Annotated in this window: 19 protein-coding genes and 3 tRNA genes; 6 read left to right on the top strand and 16 right to left on the bottom strand. The window is 68.3% G+C overall.

The genetic code is table 11. The features are described 5' to 3' along the window. Nucleotides 1-26 precede the first annotated feature (26 nt). The 14 genes from HIR79_RS02965 to HIR79_RS02900 all read right to left on the bottom strand — a co-directional run bounded on the left by HIR79_RS02965 (nt 27) and on the right by HIR79_RS02900 (nt 11,622). Nucleotides 27-1,385: an STY4528 family pathogenicity island replication protein gene (locus HIR79_RS02965; RefSeq protein ID WP_169956672.1), complete on the bottom strand. Its 1,359-nt coding sequence runs from the start codon at nt 1,383-1,385 to the stop codon at nt 27-29. Continuing rightward, a complete protein-coding gene (locus HIR79_RS02960; protein ID WP_096654982.1) occupies nt 1,385-1,987 on the bottom strand; it encodes a DUF2857 domain-containing protein in 603 nt (200 codons plus the stop codon). Before HIR79_RS02960 ends, HIR79_RS02965 begins: the two co-directional genes overlap by 1 nt. Next, nucleotides 1,984-3,888, bottom strand: a complete 1,905-nt coding sequence (locus HIR79_RS02955; protein ID WP_169956670.1) for a ParB family protein — start codon at nt 3,886-3,888, stop codon at nt 1,984-1,986. Before HIR79_RS02955 ends, HIR79_RS02960 begins: the two co-directional genes overlap by 4 nt. Before the next feature lie 75 nt (nt 3,889-3,963). Continuing rightward, a complete protein-coding gene (locus tag HIR79_RS02950) occupies nt 3,964-4,200 on the bottom strand; it encodes a hypothetical protein (RefSeq protein ID WP_096654978.1) in 237 nt (78 codons plus the stop codon). Further along, complete coding sequence (locus HIR79_RS02945) at nt 4,193-4,573, bottom strand: DUF7673 family protein (RefSeq protein ID WP_096654976.1); 381 nt, start codon at nt 4,571-4,573, stop codon at nt 4,193-4,195. The genes HIR79_RS02950 and HIR79_RS02945 overlap by 8 nt, the downstream gene beginning before the upstream one ends. Beyond that, a complete protein-coding gene (dnaB, locus tag HIR79_RS02940; RefSeq protein ID WP_169956668.1) occupies nt 4,570-5,973 on the bottom strand; it encodes a replicative DNA helicase in 1,404 nt (467 codons plus the stop codon). Before dnaB ends, HIR79_RS02945 begins: the two co-directional genes overlap by 4 nt. Next, nucleotides 5,960-6,826: a ParA family protein gene (locus HIR79_RS02935; protein WP_110070726.1), complete on the bottom strand. Its 867-nt coding sequence runs from the start codon at nt 6,824-6,826 to the stop codon at nt 5,960-5,962. Before HIR79_RS02935 ends, dnaB begins: the two co-directional genes overlap by 14 nt. 138 nt (nt 6,827-6,964) lie before the next feature. Then, nucleotides 6,965-7,040 (bottom strand) — tRNA-Thr (locus tag HIR79_RS02930). Between the two features lie 96 nt (nt 7,041-7,136). Next, nucleotides 7,137-7,211, bottom strand: a tRNA-Gln gene (locus HIR79_RS02925). A gap of 6 nt (nt 7,212-7,217) precedes the next feature. Beyond that, nucleotides 7,218-7,293, bottom strand: a tRNA-Phe gene (locus tag HIR79_RS02920). Nucleotides 7,294-7,385: 92 nt separating this feature from the next. Beyond that, entirely contained in the window at nt 7,386-7,658 is a 273-nt protein-coding gene (locus HIR79_RS02915; protein ID WP_119023307.1) for an oxidative damage protection protein, read from the bottom strand. Beyond that, nucleotides 7,655-8,767 (bottom strand): A/G-specific adenine glycosylase, encoded by a 1,113-nt coding sequence (gene mutY, locus HIR79_RS02910; RefSeq protein ID WP_169956666.1) that lies wholly within the window; start codon nt 8,765-8,767, stop codon nt 7,655-7,657. Before mutY ends, HIR79_RS02915 begins: the two co-directional genes overlap by 4 nt. Before the next feature lie 54 nt (nt 8,768-8,821). Beyond that, nucleotides 8,822-11,176, bottom strand: coding sequence for an AsmA family protein (locus HIR79_RS02905; protein WP_169956664.1), 2,355 nt, complete (start codon nt 11,174-11,176; stop codon nt 8,822-8,824). Beyond that, on the bottom strand, nt 11,176-11,622 hold the full coding sequence (locus HIR79_RS02900) for an acetyl-CoA sensor PanZ family protein (protein ID WP_169956662.1): 447 nt from the start codon (nt 11,620-11,622) through the stop codon (nt 11,176-11,178). The genes HIR79_RS02905 and HIR79_RS02900 overlap by 1 nt, the downstream gene beginning before the upstream one ends. 193 nt (nt 11,623-11,815) lie before the next feature. On the opposite strand from HIR79_RS02900, the gene hisB reads away from it, so the two are divergent. From hisB to HIR79_RS02875, 5 genes are all read left to right on the top strand, one after another. After that, nucleotides 11,816-12,409 (top strand): imidazoleglycerol-phosphate dehydratase HisB, encoded by a 594-nt coding sequence (gene hisB, locus HIR79_RS02895; protein WP_110070163.1) that lies wholly within the window; start codon nt 11,816-11,818, stop codon nt 12,407-12,409. 31 nt (nt 12,410-12,440) lie between these two features. Continuing rightward, nucleotides 12,441-13,082, top strand: coding sequence for an imidazole glycerol phosphate synthase subunit HisH (gene hisH, locus HIR79_RS02890; protein ID WP_110070162.1), 642 nt, complete (start codon nt 12,441-12,443; stop codon nt 13,080-13,082). Nucleotides 13,083-13,207: 125 nt separating this feature from the next. Beyond that, nucleotides 13,208-13,957 (top strand): 1-(5-phosphoribosyl)-5-[(5-phosphoribosylamino)methylideneamino]imidazole-4-carboxamide isomerase, encoded by a 750-nt coding sequence (gene hisA, locus HIR79_RS02885; RefSeq protein WP_110070161.1) that lies wholly within the window; start codon nt 13,208-13,210, stop codon nt 13,955-13,957. Nucleotides 13,958-13,959: 2 nt separating this feature from the next. Beyond that, the gene (gene hisF / locus HIR79_RS02880) at nt 13,960-14,733 is read left to right on the top strand and encodes an imidazole glycerol phosphate synthase subunit HisF (protein ID WP_119023300.1); all 774 of its coding nucleotides are present in this window, start codon (nt 13,960-13,962) and stop codon (nt 14,731-14,733) included. Nucleotides 14,734-14,753: 20 nt separating this feature from the next. After that, on the top strand, nt 14,754-15,281 hold the full coding sequence (locus tag HIR79_RS02875; RefSeq protein WP_119023299.1) for a hypothetical protein: 528 nt from the start codon (nt 14,754-14,756) through the stop codon (nt 15,279-15,281). A 26-nt stretch (nt 15,282-15,307) separates the two neighbouring features. On the opposite strand, the gene HIR79_RS02870 is transcribed toward HIR79_RS02875, so the two are convergent. After that, entirely contained in the window at nt 15,308-15,901 is a 594-nt protein-coding gene (locus HIR79_RS02870; RefSeq protein ID WP_119023298.1) for a YjaG family protein, read from the bottom strand. Between the two features lie 25 nt (nt 15,902-15,926). Continuing rightward, entirely contained in the window at nt 15,927-16,220 is a 294-nt protein-coding gene (locus HIR79_RS02865; RefSeq protein WP_110070157.1) for an MGMT family protein, read from the bottom strand. Between the two features lie 50 nt (nt 16,221-16,270). On the opposite strand from HIR79_RS02865, the gene HIR79_RS02860 reads away from it, so the two are divergent. Next, a complete protein-coding gene (locus HIR79_RS02860) occupies nt 16,271-16,966 on the top strand; it encodes a type 1 glutamine amidotransferase (RefSeq protein ID WP_169956661.1) in 696 nt (231 codons plus the stop codon). The last annotated feature ends 11 nt before the right edge of the window (nt 16,967-16,977 follow it).

The following is a 16,977-nucleotide window of genomic DNA, read 5'->3' as shown; positions in this document are numbered from 1 at the left end:
TTGATGCGGGGAAGACAGGGGAATCGTTAATGGCCGCTGAGTGGGTTTTTCCCGGCCGATGGCCACAACCCCAGCGAGCGCAGACACTGCTCTCGGGCGGCTTGGGCTTCCTCGGGCGAGGTGGTGCTCGGCTCGGCAATCGGCGGCTCCGCTGTCCAGGGGGAGGACGGCGGTACGCTTCGAGCTGCCGGCCGCTCGGCGGCGGCGGAAGCCCCCTGTGGCGCCCTCCCCACCCGGCGCTTCGCCTGAGCCTGGGCATAGCCGGTCGCCACGAACTCGCCGCCGATGGCTCGCTTGATCAGCCCTCGCAGGAAGCCCTTGGGGTTTCGCACCGAGCCACTGCTCACGCGCCCTGCCGCCTCATCGAGAATCGCCTGCTGGGTGTCGCCGGCCAGCTCCGCCATCAGCAGCTGAGTCGCCTGGCGTTCGCTCTCATCCATCGCGAGACATGCCGGCCAGTGCAGGTTCACGGCTGAGGTACCTGTAGGTTTTACACAGTGTGAAGTACGTACTGTACGGGAAGAACTGCCCGAGTTTTCATCGAGAACTGCCTCGACAGCCCGATAAGCCTTTGATTTCATGCTTGGTTCTCTCTGAAAACCAGGGGAGTTCTCTCGATGCACTCGGCCGGGTTCTCGATGAGAACTCGGCTGCCTGCCCTGGTTCTTCTGGTCAGTCACGGTAGAGAACTGGGCAGCGTCATGCCTGGCAAGCGACCGGCTCCGGGCCTGCCGGGAGCGAGAGGCCATGGTATCGAGACGCGTCGGCAGCTCATGCAGGGCACCGGCTTCCTGGAGCTCCTCGAGCACCATGGCAGCGACGGCCTTGACCACCTTGTTCTGGTGATCAAGGCAGCGACACACATACTCAACGTAGTCGGCATCCAGCACCGAAGCTTCTGCGGGCGAAAGTGGCTCGTCGTGCAGGATATAGACGTTGCCGATAATTCGGCCGTTCTGCGCGTTGCGCGCCCGGTGCCCGAGGCTGACCCAGCGGGTCAGGCGAAGCACAGCGATAACCCGGGCGACCGTGGCCCGCGACGCCTTCTGGCCCGGCGCCCCCCGCAGCAAGGGCTGCAGTTCGTCGTAGGTCGGCACCGCGGTGGTTCGGTCCGGATTGACCAGCATGCGCATCATCTGCCAGCCAAGCTTGTCAACGTGCCCGAGGCGCGGATCCAGCAGCAACGACCGCGGCACGGTCTCATGGGGGTTCCCGAAGAACAGCAGGCCATCGAGGCCCGAGGATGCGGCTTCTCCAGACTGCCCAACCTCACCGTTCACAACGGAGGACGCCGGGGACTCGCCCCGGCGCTGGGTCAGCTCGGAAGCCGCCTGGCCAATCAGGCGATCCAGCCCCTTCCGAGTGGCATCACGAAGCTGCACCATCACCGCTCTCCTTCAGGTGACGCCCACTCTTCGGCCGGCGGCGCCGTGCGCGGCTGGCCGGGGTCGACCCACTGCTTGACCAGGTGCCACACCACCGCCAGCGGGATATCGGTCTCCTCGGCGAGGGTCACCATACCCTGCAGGTCATCGGTCGCTTTGGGGTCCAGGGCGATATGCTGCCAGCGCTCCCAGGCATCGTGCTCAGCCTGCTCCGGCGGCATCGCCAGCCGCCCCTGGCGCGGCGCGATGCCCAACAGCTGACGGCGCGTCGAGCAGTCGTTGCCGGTCAGGCCGAAGAAGGCGCCCATCATGCTGACGCTGGCCCCCAGCCTCAGGCAGCGGTCGATCAAGGTCTCACGGTCCTGGTCACGATCGATGCGCGCCAGGACGCCGCGCAGTGCGGCGTGATCCACCGAGAAGCGCGCTACCACCGGTCCTGCGCAGGCCAGCGAGTCGATATCGCTCGCTCTCAGTCGCCGCAGGGTGCGCAGCTCATCCTCACTGAAGCCGAGGGCCAGCGCACGGCGCATGTTGCCCTCACGAAGAAACCCCATGACCTGGCTGAGCAGCGCCTGATTCAGGTTGGCGGATGAAGAGCTCATGACTGGGCCTCCTGTTGTCCCTGCAGGTGTTCACGAAGGCGGCGAATCAGCCGCACCAGACGGAAGAAACGAAGCAGTACCGCATCGTCCCAGGCGTTCTCAGCGCCCTCTTCCCGATGGGTGCCCAGCAGCGCTCCCCACAGGGTGGCATCGGCGGGGTACTCGGGATTGAGCTCGCCGCGCAGGCTGGCCAGCGCCTGCCAGGCGAAGCGGGCACGGCGGTCGGCCGCCTCGGGCAGTGGGTTGAGGTCGAAGCCGATGCCGTCGTCATCGGCGATCACCACGTCGCTGCCGCCGAAGCCGCCCCAGCGAGCGATGACCTGCACCAGTTCACGGATACGAATACGCAGTGAGCGAGGCTCATCCTCGACGCCTTCGATAAACCAGACGTCGGCAATGGGCGGGGTGGTCTCACCGGAGAGCACCGGTGCCGCCAGGGGAGCCAGCTGCTCGAAGTCGAAGCTGGGCACGCCGAGCTCGCTGGCCAGATGGTGACGGTAGCCGCGCTTCCCTGGAGTCTCTTCCCAGCGGGACTGGGTCAGCCCCTCGAGGCGGGCAGCCCGCTCGGCCTCCGTCCGCGCTGCACCCTCTGGCCAGTCATCCGCCTCCTCTGCGGGTGCCGCCATGGGCCCTGAGTCAGCCTCCGATGCCGACTCGCTGAATACCGGCACCGAGGGAGACGGTGACTCGCTCAGCTGCTGTTTTTCGCGCTCCAGCGCGGCTACTTGCTCACGCAGCCGAAGCAGCTCGGCGCTCTCTGCTCTCTCATCGTCGGTAGGCGCGTCTCGGCTAAGGGTCCGAGGCGACGGTAGCTGCTCGGCCTGAGGGTCGGTCTGCGGCTGAGATTGAGGTTCACGGCCAGGATCTGAAGCGGGCACCTTCACCACCGGCGCACCGCCCGTGGCGGGCTCGGGCAGCGGTGGATAGAGAGAGGGCGGCTGGGCGTCGGGGTCACGCATCTGCTGCAACTCAACGTCCAGGGCCTCGAAGGCCTGATGCTCTTCCAGGTCCCAGCGCCGCTTGCGATAGGTGACGATATTGTCGAGGGTCAGCTCGCAGACGTTGAAGTGCACGCCCGTGTAGTCGGCCAGCATGCCGCAAAGCCGATCCACCACGATGCCCCAGTTCATCTCGGTCTGGCCCTCGTCATCGAACCAGGCCATGGTCTGGTGCCAGGTATCGGCAAAGCCCTGGGGCTCGACCTCCTGGGTGCAGCGCTCCCAGATCAGCCGGCAGGCTTCCCGGTAGCTGATCAGCTTCTCGACCTGCGGCCGTCCCAGGCCGCTGTAGAGGGTATTGGGCAGCGTGGGCAGCAGATGCTCGACGGTATAGAGCATCTTGCTGATATGGCTCTGGGCCACCTGGTAGCCGTCCTCCGCAAGGCGCTTGACCAGCTCACGCTGCGAGAGCGTGTCGCCGCTCTCCTCCTCGTACATCGCCTTGGCGTCCATCACGCCCTTGGCTCGCTCGATCCAAAGCAGCTGGCCACGGTTGTCGTTCTCGCTGAGGTGCCCCGTCAGCATCTTCACTTCCGACTGCCAGGGTCGGTACAGGGCATAGAAGGCGTGGAAGCGCGACTCACCGGTCTCTTCATAGAGCTCGCGCAGGATCTGCAGGCGGGTATTGCCACCGTCGCAGATGGTGTAGTGCTTCTCGCCCGGCCGCTGGGTGACCGGGGGCTTGTGCTTGAGGCCCGCTGCACGGATCGACGCCTTGATCTCCTCGTACTTGGGGTTCTGGACCTGCCGGGGGTTGTGCTCGTAGGGCTTGAGCATGTCCAGGGTGACCCAGACGGCCATCTCCTGGTCGGGCGGTGTCATGGCATCCACGGGCTGCCCCTGACGCTTGGGGCTGGGCTGCATCAGGCGCTCACGAAGCTGCTGGTCGCTCGGGCGTTTCATCGGCGGTATTCCTCGGTGACGAAGCGGACGGAGGCGGCACCGCCATGCGGCGCCTGGGTGCTGATGACAGTGGAATCACTCTTCATGGCGGCCCCTCTGCTGCCCCTCCGCGCGGCGCAGCTGGGAGCGTGCATTGAGCTCGGCGCGGCGGTCCTTGGTGGTAAAGGAGGTGAAGACCGGCGCACAACCCGGCTTGCTGAACCGCAGGTGCCCACCGCTGGTACGCTGCACCTCCCACCCCCGGGTGGCGGCATAGCGCACCAGACGCTGCATCCCCTTGCACCCTCGTGCTGCCGACAGCGACTTACTCATCCTTGGCCTCCTCGATCTCCCAGAAGCGTTTCAGCAAGGCATCACCACCCTCGATGAAGGTGTGGATCTCGTGGCCGCTGTAGGTGGCCATCTGGATCACCGCGAGGGCATCTGCCTGCAGGGCAGGGTCGAGCCCGCGCAGCCGCTGCATCTCGAAAGGCCAGCTGTCGCCGTTGTAGAGCGCGAGGAGTAGGCGGCGCAGGTGATGGGACTGGCCGCTGTGTCCCTGAGCCACGCAGATCAGATGCTCGAGAGATGAGAGCCCCTGCTGCTCAGCCTCAAGCTGACGCTGGCGAGTCTCGTTCATGACCTGAGCCAACGCCTGAGAAAGCCGGGAACGGGGTTCGGGTGTGCGCACGCGATACTGGCTCATGGGGTCACCTCCTGATGCTGCCAGGCCAACGGCTTGAAGCGCGCCGACTCCCCCTGGAACGCCAGGTGCACGGTGCCGGTGGGCCCATTGCGCTGCTTGCCCAGGATCAACTCGGCCAGGCCGTGGCTGTCTTCGTTGTCGGGGTGGTAGACCTCGTCGCGGTAGATGAAGGCGATGACGTCGGCATCCTGCTCCAGCGCGCCACTGTCACGTAGGTCGGCCATGCAGGGGCGCTTGTTGGGGCGGGTCTCCAAGGAGCGGTTGAGCTGCGACAGGGCAATCACCGGGGTGCGCAGCTCCTTGGCGGTTTCCTTGAGGATGCGGCTGACCTTGCCCACCTCGAGGGTGCGGTTTTCGCTGCCCGGCTCCTGAAGCAGCTGCAGGTAGTCCACCAGGATCATTGAGGGGCGGCCGAAGCGGCGGGTCATGCGGCGAGCGCGGGCCTTCAGGCTGGAAGCGGTGATTCCCGAGGCATCATCGATCAAGAGCTTCCCGTCCAGCTGGGTGAGCCGACTGACCGCGGCGGTTACCTTGGGCCAATCCCCGTCTTCCATCTTTCCGGTGCGCAGCTTCTGCAGGGAGACATTGCCCAGGCTGGCGATCAGCCGCAGCATCAGCTGCGACTCGGGCATCTCCAGGGAGAAGATAAAGACCGGACCGGCAGCCTCCTCTGCCATCAGGGCATGCTCCGCAAAGCCGAGCCCCATGGCGGTCTTGCCCATGGAGGGGCGGCCGGCCAGGATGATGAGATCCCCCGGCTGCCAGCCCGCGGTCATGGCGTCCAGCTCGCTCAGGCCGCTCGGGATCCCCGTCACCCCACCCTGCGCATTGAAGGCCTGATCGATGACGTTGATGGCCTCCCCCAGCATCTCCTTCATGGAGCTCAGCCGGTCGTGGCGCTCCTCCGTCAGGGCGAAGAGCTTCTGCTCGGCCTCCTCGATCAGCTCGGCGGCCGTGCGGCCCTGAGCGTTCAGGGCCTGCTGGTTCAGCGTGAAGCAGGTGTGGATCAGCTGCCGCAGCGCATGGCGGTCCTTCACGATCTCGGCATAGGCCGCCACATTGGCCGCGCTGGGCGTATTGCGGGCCAGCTCAGCCAGAAACGCGAGCCCTCCCACCTGCTCCAGCTGGTGGGCTTCCTCCAGCGCTTCGGAGACGGTCACCACATCCATCGGCTGGTCGCGATCTGCCAGCTCCCGGATCGCCTGAAACACCAGGCGGTGGGCCTGCTGATAGAACATGACAGGGGCCAGGCGGTCGGCGACCTCGTCCCACATGGCGTTATCCAGCAGCAGCCCACCCAGCACCGACTGCTCTGCCTCCAGGCTGTGGGGAGGCAGATAACCGGCTTCCGGGCGCTCCTCGGCCACCCGAAGCTCGACCAGGTTCTCAATGGCACTCATCGTGGCAGCCTCCCTGCATGGCGGTGGTGCTGACCATGGCGTCGATCAGCGGCTGCCAGTCGGGGTTGAGCTCACAGGCCATCGTCTTGACCTGGTCGGCAGCGGCGGGCGACTTGCGGCCGGCGGGCTTGCGCGGCTCGAACTGGTGAGCCGGCAACCCCGCGCTGGCCGCCTGTCGGAAGGCGACACCGGCGCGGATGGTGCTCTGCATGACGGTGACGCCCTGCTCGCCGGCGGCGAACATCTCTGCCAGCGTCTGGTGGATGCCCCGCGCATCGGCGGTTTCATCCAGGCGATTCACGAGTACGGAAACGGGGGGAACGGAGAGGTGGGTGAACTGGCTGAGCGCCTCGAGATCGCGCAGCAGGCCAACGGTGCCACGCACGAACTCACGGGCAGAGAGCAGCTCGGGAGTGATGGGAGAGAGAGCGTGATCGGAAGCCAGGACCGCCATCTCCAGCGTGATGGAGCGCGCCCCCTGGGTGTCGATCAGGATGAGGTCATAGCCCGACAGATTGGAGAGCAGCTGGGCAAGCCGGAAACGGCCGTCCGGGGCGTTGAGCAGCAGCTGAGGAAGCTGGCCGGCATGATCGTTGGAGATCACTACATCCAGATTGGGATGGGCCGTCTGCGATATGACGCGGTCGGGAGCCGTGTCGCTAAGCGCGATCAGCTCATAGGTGCCGCCGGGGGCTTCGGTGCGGAGGGGGTAGTAACTGGAGAGCGTCGGCTGACTGTCCAGGTCGATGAACAGGACCCTGAGGCCCGCATCGGCCAGGAGGCCGCCCAGATTGGCAGTGACGGTGGTCTTGCCGACCCCGCCCTTGGTCGAAATAACGGATACAACGCGCATAACCTCACCTCGGTTCCAGATGGAAACAAGTGTGAGGCTGATGATCTGTCTCTATTTCACGAAGCTGTCAGGTCTACTGACACGCCAGGCGGGGGTTCCACTCTTGCTCGTAAGCTGCTGATTTCGCGTACTGTTTGATGGTGCCGGCACCAGGAGTCGAACCCGGGACCTACTGATTACAAGTCAGTTGCTCTACCAACTGAGCTATGCCGGCAATGCGTCGCTCTGGACCAGCGCGGAGGAGTGGCCTCCTCTGAGCGAGAAAGACCGTGAACCCATGTTCACGGCCTTTCGGAATCAAGGTTGGCGATGGCTGGGGTACCAGGATTCGAACCTGGGAATGCCGATACCAAAAACCGGTGCCTTACCACTTGGCGATACCCCAGCAGTGTGGTGGCCAGAGAGGGAATCGAACCCCCGACACGGGGATTTTCAATCCCCTGCTCTACCAACTGAGCTATCTGGCCGCTGCCAACGGTGCGTATTAAACCTCAGCGGCGTTTCGCCGTCAACCCCTTCCGTTTCAAAACGATGGCCGGAAAGGATCGGGGGATCGGCATCACGATTCCCGAGGCACATAGCCCTCGGCCTGATCGGTCTCGCGATTGTCGAGGAAGCGCTCCATCTGGTCCATCAGGTACTCCCGAGAGGCGGGGTCGAGCATGTTGAGGTGCTTCTCGTTGATCAGGCGGGTCTGCAGGGCCTGCCACTCGGTCCAGGCCTGCTTCGACACGCTGGCCTGGAGCTCCTGGCCCTTCTTGCCGGGCAGGGGGGGAAACGGCAGCGCCTCGAGCTCGCGCTGATACTTGCGACAGAAGACGGTCTGACTCATGGGTCGATCTCCTCGTGGGTGTAGGGTCCCGGCGGGGCATCCAAGGCAAAGGGCGCCAGGCTGGTCAGCAGCGACTTGACCGGTGCCGCCAGGCCCACGGCATCGGGGTTTTCAGGGTCGTACCAGCGGCGGGTCTCGCCCACCGCATCGAGGCGCTCGACGCGGGCCGGCTGGGGCGTGATCTCCAGCCGGAAGTGGCTGAACACGTGCAGGAAGGGCGCTCCGGCCGACTCGATCGCGCTGCCCGGCGCATGGCTGTCGAGCCAGGCCGTGAGCGCCGCCTCGTCATCGAACTGCGGCAGGCTCCACAGCCCGCCCCACAGGCCGCTGGCAGGCCGCTGCTCGAGCAGCACGCGGCCCCGCGCATCGCGAAGCAGCAGCATGCGGGTGGTGCGGGTGGGCAGCGACTTCTTCGGCTTCGACTCCGGGAAGCGGCGCTCCTCGCCCCGGGCATGGGCCAGGCAGACATCGGCGAAGGGGCAGCGTCCGCACTCGGGCGTGCCGCGCCGGCACAGGGTCGCCCCCAGGTCCATCACCGCCTGGGTGTAATCGACCAGGCGCTCGTGGGGCGTGTAGTGCTCGGCCAGGGCCCACAGCCGGCGCTCCACCGCGGGACGCCCCGGCCATCCCTCAACGGCATGCAGGCGCGCCAGGCTGCGCTTGACGTTGCCGTCGAGGATCACCGCGCGCTCCCCGCTGCTCTGGGCGATGATCGCCCCCGCGGTGGAGCGCCCGATGCCGGGCAGCGCCGCCAGCGCCTCGGTGTCCATGGGGAAGTCACCGCCGTGCTCGTCAAGGAGCACGCCTGCCGCCTTGTGCAGGTTGCGCCCCCGCGCATAGTAGCCAAGCCCCGTCCACAGATGCAGCACCTCGTCCTGATGCGCGACCGCCAGCTCGCGCACCGTCGGGAAGCGCGCCATAAAGCGCTCGAAGTAGGGAATGACCGTGGCCACCTGGGTCTGCTGCAGCATGATCTCGGAGACCCATACCCGGTAGGGCGTGCGCTCCTGCTGCCAGGGCAGGTCGTGGCGGCCATGGACATCGAACCAGGCCAGCAGTCGCCGCTGGAACTCTGCGGCGGACAGGACGGGTGAGGGCATCTCACTCATCGCGACTCCACAAAAAAGCGCCGACACGGATGTCGGCGCAGGGACTGACGTTGCTCAATTCAAGAGACCGCGCAGGGCATCGCGAAGTTCCCGGCCACTGCCCTCCCCGAGCCGCTCGTCGAGACGCTCCAGGGTGCCCTCCAGGCGGCGCTCCGCTTCCTCGCCGACCCGGCGACCCAGTTCGTCGCGCAGCGCCTCGCCGATGGCGGACTGGAAGGCCTCGCGGTCGAAGCGGCACCATTCGGCGCTATCCCCCGAGAGGCTGCCCTCGCAGCGCACCGGGAAGGGCAACCGCTCGAGGCGGGGATTCACCCGGCAGGCGGCATCGGCGGTGTCCACCACCCGCGCCGCGGCGCGCAGTTCGAAGCGCTCGCTGATGAGGTCGAGCCAGCCCTCGCCGCCCAGCTCGATGCCCGGGATGGCCACCAGCAGGTCGTCGCTGTTGAGGGTGCCGTCGCGGATCACGAAGGTGGCCTCGGCACGCTCGAAGCGGGTATCCGGGTGCCAGTCGCGGCTGGTCTCGCGCCCCTCCAGGGCCGCCACGGCGGTGCACAGCTCCCGGGAGACATTGACGTCGAGGATGGCGCCGTCATCGATATGGGCGGCCAGGCGGCCATCCAGATGGCGCTTGAGGGCCGGCCAGGTATTACCCCGGGAGGTCAGCTCCCCCTCGGCGGAGAGGCGCCCGCGCAACGGCGCAGGCTCGTCGCCCAGGGCCTCGAGCAGCTCGTCGGTGCGCACCCGCTCGATGCGAGGCTCCAACTGCCAGCGGATCGGGTCGCGGGTCAGATCCAGCTCCCCCTCGGCTGCAAGGCTGCCCTCATAGAAGCCGGAGGCGAAGCGGGTCAGGCGCTGGCGCCCGTCAGCGCCCTGCAGGGCCAGGTCGACGTCGCCGAAGTCGAGACCCGCCAGGCGCAGCCGGCCAAGGCCCAGCTCGCCGTCCAGGCGCAATCCGGCCAGCCACTCGGCCGGCACCAGGGTACCGGGGTCGTCGGCATGGGCCCGACGGATCCCGGGCAGCCCGCCCAGCGAGGCCGCCTCGCCCTGGGGAGCGGCCGGCGGCAGGTAGGCATCCAGGTCGAGGCGATCCCCCTGCAGGTCGAAGTCGAGCAGCCCGCCGTCGAGCCCCGCCGCGAGCCGGCCGGTGAAGGTGCTGCCGTCCAGCGTCAGGGTCAGCCCGGCGAGCTCCAGGCGCGACATGTCGCCCCGCACGGGGGTGGTCAGCACCACCTCGGTGAGGGCCTCGTCATCGGCCATGGCAGGCAGGCTGTCGAAGCGCTCGAGCCAGGGGCGCAGGGAGAACGCGGCGAGGCGCAGCTGGCCCTCGTAGGCCGGCGCCTCCAGCAGGTGGTCGACATTGAGGTTGCCGTTCAGGCTGAGGCCGTGCTCGCCGCTCAGCACCAGGTCGCGCAGGTGGGCGGTCTCCTCGAGGAGATCCGCCTCCAGCGCGAAGGCCAGGGAGAGCGGCAGCGGCGAATCGCCAAGCGCAGGGTGGTTGAGCGTGGCGTCCAGGCTGCCCTCCGCCAGGTGCAGGCGGCGCTCGATGGCGTCGAGGTGCAGCTCGCGGCCCTTCAGGACCAGCTTCTGCTCGCCCTCCACCGCGGCCAGACGGCTGGTGGTCGTCAGCGAGAGGTTCTCCAGCTGGTAGCGGCGCTCCGCCAGCCCCAGGGTCACGCGGCCCTCGAGGGAGACGTCGCTGGTCAGCCTGGGAGTGTTCTCCTGGGCCTCCGGATCCAGGTCGTCGTGGCCGATCAGGCGGAAACTGGTGCGGATCGGGAAGGCGCTGCGCGGGTTGACGTTGCTGCCGGTGATGCCGAGCGATTCCAGGCGCAGCTCATGACCGGCGCCCAGGTCGCGATAGCTCACCTCGCCGTCACGCACCTGCACGTTGGCGATGTTGAGCGCCACGGCCAGGCCGCCCTGACCATCCGGCACCGGGCCGGCGGAGGCGCCTGCCGGCGCCAGCACCTCTTCGGCGGCCTCGCTGCGCTCGGCGAGGCGCTCCATCAGCGCCTCCCAGTTGCCGCGCCCCGCCTCGTCCCGCTCGAGGTTGAGGCGCATGCCATCCAGGGTCATGCCGTCGATGGCGATCTCGCCGCGCAGCAGGGGGGTGAAGGCCAGGCTCACCTCGGCCCGCCGGAAGGCCACGAAGGAGGTCTCCTCGCTCACCGTCTGTTCGGGCAGCCAGGCCTCGGCCTTCTCGACGCCGACGCCGAGTCGCGGATAGAAGGACCAGGTCAGGGGGCCCTCCAGGGCCAGCTCCAGGCCGCTCTGCTCGCGCACCACCTCAATCAGCCGCGGCTTGAGGTCCTCGGGGTCGAAGAAGGTGGTCACATAGACCACCGCGGCCACGGCCAGGACGGCGAGAATCCCGATCGCGGCCAGCAGGGTACTCAGAAGGCGACGCATCACTGGCTCCTCTCGGGCATCAGCAGCTCATGGAAGCTCTCGTGCTGTTCGAGCCGGAAGCCCAGCCGCACCAGCAGCACCTGATCGGCCAGCCGAAGCTGCCCCAGCTCGGCGCGCAGGGCCCTCTCCTCGGCCTGGGCCGCCTGGCCCACCAGGGTCAGCAGCCGGGTGCCGACGCCGCGCCGGCGGGTCGGCTTGCGGATGCAGAAGTGCGACAGCCACCAGGCCTCGCCATCGTCGCGCTGGGCCACCGCACCGATCAGGCGATCGTTGAAGCGGGCGCAGAGGAAGCGATGGCCATCGGCCAGGTGATCATGGATGAAGGCGTCCACCGGCGCGGGCAGCCGCTCGGTCGGGGCATCGGCGTAGATACGGGCGAGGTCGAGCTGCGCCTGGGCATCCGCTTCCCAGGCGGCGCGGTCGACGGGATGGAGTGTCACCGGCATTGATGGGTCTCCCTGGGCCGGGGCGGCGAGGGTCGCCGCCGCGCAGTGGGGTGCATTGTAGCGGATGGGGTCGCCGATTCTCTATAATGGCAGCTTTCCGGCCGCGGGCGAGACCCGCCGTCCACTCGTTTTTTCGGGTCACTGCACGCCGGTGGCCCCATTCGACATGCGCCCAGGCGCTGGAGAGGCTTCGATGTCCGAGCGTATCGCCACGGTCAGCCGTGACACCCAGGAAACCCGGATCACCGTGACCGTCAACCTGGACGGCACCGGCAAGCTGGCCTGCGAGACCGGCGTGCCCTTCCTCGACCACATGCTCGACCAGGTGGCACGCCACGGCCAGATCGATCTCGAGATCAAGGCCGAAGGCGATCTTCACATCGACGACCACCACACCGTCGAGGACCTGGGCATCACCCTGGGCCAGGCCTTCGCCAAGGCCGTGGGCGACAAGCGTGGCATCCGCCGCTACGGCCACGCCTACGTGCCGCTGGACGAGGCGCTCTCGCGGGTGGTGGTGGACTTCTCCGGACGCCCTGGGCTCTTCATGGACGTGGAGTTCACCCGTGCCACCATCGGCCGCCTGGATACCCAGCTCTTCTGGGAGTTCTTCCAAGGCTTCGTCAACCACGGCATGGTGACCCTGCACATCGACAACCTGAAGGGCTTCAATGCCCACCATCAGGCAGAGACCATCTTCAAGGCCTTCGGCCGCGCGCTGCGCATGGCGCTGGAGCCCGACGAGCGCATGGCCGGCCAGATGCCATCTACCAAGGGCTGCCTGTGAGGCCGCCGCACGACCACACGAGGAGCGCCCCATGACCATTGCCGTCATCGACTACGGAATGGGCAACCTGCATTCCGTCGCCAAGGCACTGGAGCACGTCACCCACGAGAATGTGGTGGTCACCCGCGACCCCCGCCGCATCCTGGGCGCCACCCGCCTGGTGCTGCCCGGCCAGGGCGCGATTCGCGACTGCATGGGCGAGCTGGAGAAGACCGAGCTGCGCGGCCTGGTGGAAGAGCTGCTGGCCAGCCAGGAGAAGCCGCTGCTGGGCATCTGCGTGGGCCAGCAGATGCTGCTGGACCACAGCGAGGAGAACGGCGGCATCGGCTGCCTGGGCTTTCTCGGCGGTGAGGTGAAACGCTTCCCCGGCGACATGCACGACGACCGCGGTCAGCGCCTCAAGGTCCCCCACATGGGCTGGAACCTGGTGCACCAGCAGCGCGAACACCCGCTGTGGGCCGGCATCGACCAGGACGAGCACTTCTACTTCGTGCACAGCTACTACGTGGAAGCCGCCGACGAGGCCACGGTCTTCGGCACCACCGACTACGGCCGCATCCAAGCCCACGTGGCCATCGGCCGCGACGCCACCTTCGCCGTGCAGTTCCACCCGGAGAAGAGCTCCCGGGCCGGCCTCAAGCTGCTCGAGAATTTTGTCACCTGGGCGCCCTGAGCCGCGCCCGGGTCACCCGGGCCCCTGAGGTTCGCACAGACCCAGGCGCTGGCGCCGCACCGGGCGGCCGCGCCGCCCCACGACTTTCAACCGGGGCCCGCAGAGGCACCCAAGAGGAGCTGGACATGCTGGTGATTCCCGCCATCGATCTCAAGGACGGCCAGTGCGTGCGCCTGAAGCAGGGCCGCATGGACGACGCCACCACCTACGGCGACGACCCGGTGGCCATGGCCGAGCGCTGGGTGAAGGCCGGCGCCCGCCGTCTCCACCTGGTGGACCTCAACGGCGCCTTCGAGGGAAAGCCGGTCAACGGCGAGGCGGTCACCGCCATCGCCCGGCGCTGGCCCGAGCTTCCGATCCAGATCGGCGGCGGCATCCGCTCCGCCGAGACCATCGAGCACTACCTGGCCGCCGGCGTCAGCTACGTGATCATCGGCACCAAGGCGGTCAAGGAGCCGGACTTCGTCGGCGAGATGTGCCGCGCCTTCCCGGGCCACGTGATCGTCGGCCTGGACGCCCGCGACGGCTTCGTGGCCACCGACGGCTGGGCCGAGGTCTCCCAGGTGAAAGCGGTGGATCTCGCCAAGCGCTTCGCCGACGACGGCGTCTCCAGCATCGTCTACACCGATATCGCCCGGGACGGCATGATGAACGGCGTCAACGTGGAGGCTACCGCGGCGCTTGCCCGGGACGGCGGCCTGCCGGTGATCGCCTCCGGCGGGGTGACCAACCTCGACGACCTGCGCGCCCTGGTGGCCGCCGGCGAGCCGGGCATCCTCGGCGCCATTACCGGTCGCGCCATCTACGAAGGCAGCCTGGATGTCGCCGAAGGGCAGCGGCTGTGCGACCAGCTCACCGGCCAGGGGGGGAGCTGACCATGGGACTCGCCAAGCGCATCATCCCCTGCCTCGACGTCGACGCCGGGCGCGTGGTCAAGGGCGTCAACTTCATCGGTATCCGCGACGCCGGCGACCCGGTGGAGATCGCCCAGCGCTACAACCAGCAGGGCGCCGACGAGATCACCTTCCTCGACATCACGGCGAGCCACGAGGATCGCGGCACCACGGTGGAGATGGTCGAGCGCATCGCCGGCGAGGTGTTCATCCCCCTCACCGTGGGCGGCGGCATCCGCACCTGCGATGACATCCGCACCATGCTCAACGCCGGCGCCGACAAGGTCTCCATCAACACCGCCGCGGTGACCAACCCCGAGTTCGTGCGCGAGGCCGCCGAGCGCTTCGGCAGCCAGTGCATCGTGGTGGCCATCGACGCCAAGCGGGTCTCCGCCGAGGGCGAGGCGCCGCGCTGGGAGATCTTCACCCACGGCGGGCGCCGCCCCACCGGGCTTGACGCCGTTGAGTGGGCGAAGAAGATGGTGGAGTACGGTGCCGGCGAGCTGCTGCTCACCAGCATGGACCGCGACGGCACCAAGGTCGGCTTCGACCTGGGGGTGACCCGCGCCATCGCCGACGCGGTGAGCGTGCCGGTGATCGCCTCCGGCGGGGTCGGCAACCTCGACCACCTGGTGGAGGGCGTGCTGGAAGGCGGCGCCGATGCGGTGCTGGCCGCCAGCATCTTCCACTTCGGCGAATACACCATCCCCGAGGCCAAGCGCTACATGGCCGAGCGCGGCATCGAGATGCGCCTCTGAACACCGTGAGGGACGACCGGATGTCGCTGCGCAATCGACTCGCCACGGCCTTGCTGCTCGCGCCGCTGCTGGCCCCCTCCGCCGCCCTGGCGGAGGAGGCCGGCGGCTGGCGGGAGCGGCTCGACTGGCCGCCGGCCCTGGAGCTCAGCCATGTGCTGGTGCAGACCAGCCTCTATACCGACCACTTCAGTCCGGACCCGGAGCACACCAACAACCAGCGGCTGATCGGTGTGGAGCTGCACAACCCCGATCTCTGGTTCACTGGCGCGGCGCGCTTCAAGAACTCCTTCAACCAGGATTCCATCTACCTCTACGTGGGCCGCGAGCTGCCGATGTGGGAGTCCGGCGATACCCGCATCCGCGCCAAGCTCTCCGCCGGGGCCCTGCACGGCTACCGCGGCGAGTATCGCGACAAGATTCCCTTCAACCGCTACGAGATCGCCCCGGCCATCCTGCCCACCCTGGGCGTCAGCTGGAAGCGCCTCGAGGCCGACCTGATCGTGTTCGGTGCCGCCGGCCTGATGGTGAGCGCCGGGGTGCGTTTCTAGCCCGGCGCCCGCACGGCTCGCCAGGGCTAGTCGAGGGAAAGACCAAGGTTGCTGACGCCGTCGTTGCGCCCCAGGCGACGCAGCGCCTTGAGCTCGTCGCGGCCCAGCGGCCCCTCGACGGCCTCGAGCACCGCGTCCTGGAAGTCGTTCTCGTCGGCCATCAGCGGGTGGTCGCGCACCAGGGCGGCCAGCCGCTCGCCGTCCTCCTCGCCCTCGGTCAGCTCGATAAAGGCCCTGACACCTCCGCGGGACGCGCGGCTCACCTCCAGCACCGCCTCGGGGGCCTCACCCTGCAGGGTATCCAGCAGCGCCGAGAGGGCCGCGACCGCCTCGGAGGCGCGGCGCGCGCCGAAGCTGTCGTCGTCCGGCGGGGGCGCCTGCTCGGCCAGCTTCTCCGCCTGCAGGGCGAAATCGATCTTCGCGCCCTTCACCGAGAGCCGCTCCCACACCAGGTCGAGGATGGCCCGCAGCGCCTGGGGGTTGCCGTGACCGGCGCCCTGGGCGTCGAGCGCCTGGCAGTAGAACCCGTAGTTGGGCAGCAGGCGCTCGCACAGCGCCGCCATGAAGGCCTGCTGGGAGCGGGGTTCGAGCTCCTGCAGGCGCTGAAAGAAACCGCTCATGGACTCTCCTTGACATCTCAATGTCTCATGGCCAGAGGCGCTCGGCCGGGGCACGGCCCCGGCCATCCAGCACCACGCCCTCCGCGGCGAGCCGCTCGCGCTGCTCCGCCGCACCGGGATGGTCGGCCAGCTTGCGCGAGGCGGTGATCACCCGGTACCAGGGCAGGCCGTGATCCTCGGGCAGCTCGCGCAGGGCGCGGGCTACCAGCCGGGGCGTCGCCCCCTCGGTCATCGCGGCGATGCGCCCATAGGTGGTCACCCGCCCGGCCGGGATGGCCGCCAGCACCGTCAGTATCTGTTCACGCAACGCCGGCTTCATGTACCCTTGCGCCCCCTGTCAGGTCGTTACCCATCGATGGCGAGGTTCCCATGCACCTTCACCTGCTCCAGCACAGCCCCCACCAGGGGCCGGCGCGCCTGGCCGACTGGCTCTCCAGCATGGGCCACAGCCATACGGTGTTCCATCTGGACGCCGGCGAGACGCCGCCGCGCCTCGCCGACTGCGATGCCCTGGTGGTGCTCGACGGCCCCGTCGGCCCGCTGGACAAGGGCAGCCAGCCCTGGCTCAAGGGCGAGCGTCGGCTGATCGAGCGCGCCCTGGACAGCCACAAGCCGCTGCTCGGCATCGGCTACGGCGCGCGCCTGATCGCCGAGGCGCTGGGCGCCGTGGCGGCCCGCGGCACCTTTGCCGAGACCGGCTGGCATCGGGTCACCCTGGCGCCGGAGAGCCCGCTGGACCTGCCCGAGCAGTTCGATGCCTTCATGTGGCACCGCGAGGTGTTCGCACTGCCAGAGGACGCCGTGGCGCTGGGCGGCAGCGAGGCGAGCCCGCTGCAGGGCTTCAGCTGGGACGCCGGCCGGGTGGTGGGCCTGCTCTGCCACCTGGAAGTGACGCCGGAGAGCGTGGCGGCGCTGCTCGAACGGGGCCCGCTCCCCGACGGCACTGCCCGGAGCCCCCACGCCCAGCCCGCGGAGGCGATGCTCGCCGACCCCCAGCGCTTCGTGCGGCTGGCCCCCCTGCTCGACCGCCTGCTCAGCCAGTGGCTGCGCCCGCAGGCGGCCTGAGCGCCTGCAAA

The organism is Halomonas sp. PGE1, from assembly GCF_013000985.1.
GTDB classification, from domain to species: Bacteria; Pseudomonadota; Gammaproteobacteria; order Pseudomonadales; family Halomonadaceae; genus Halomonas; species Halomonas alkalicola.
The sequence above is the reverse complement of the archived record's forward strand: the minus strand, read 5'-3'. Positions and strand labels throughout refer to the sequence as shown.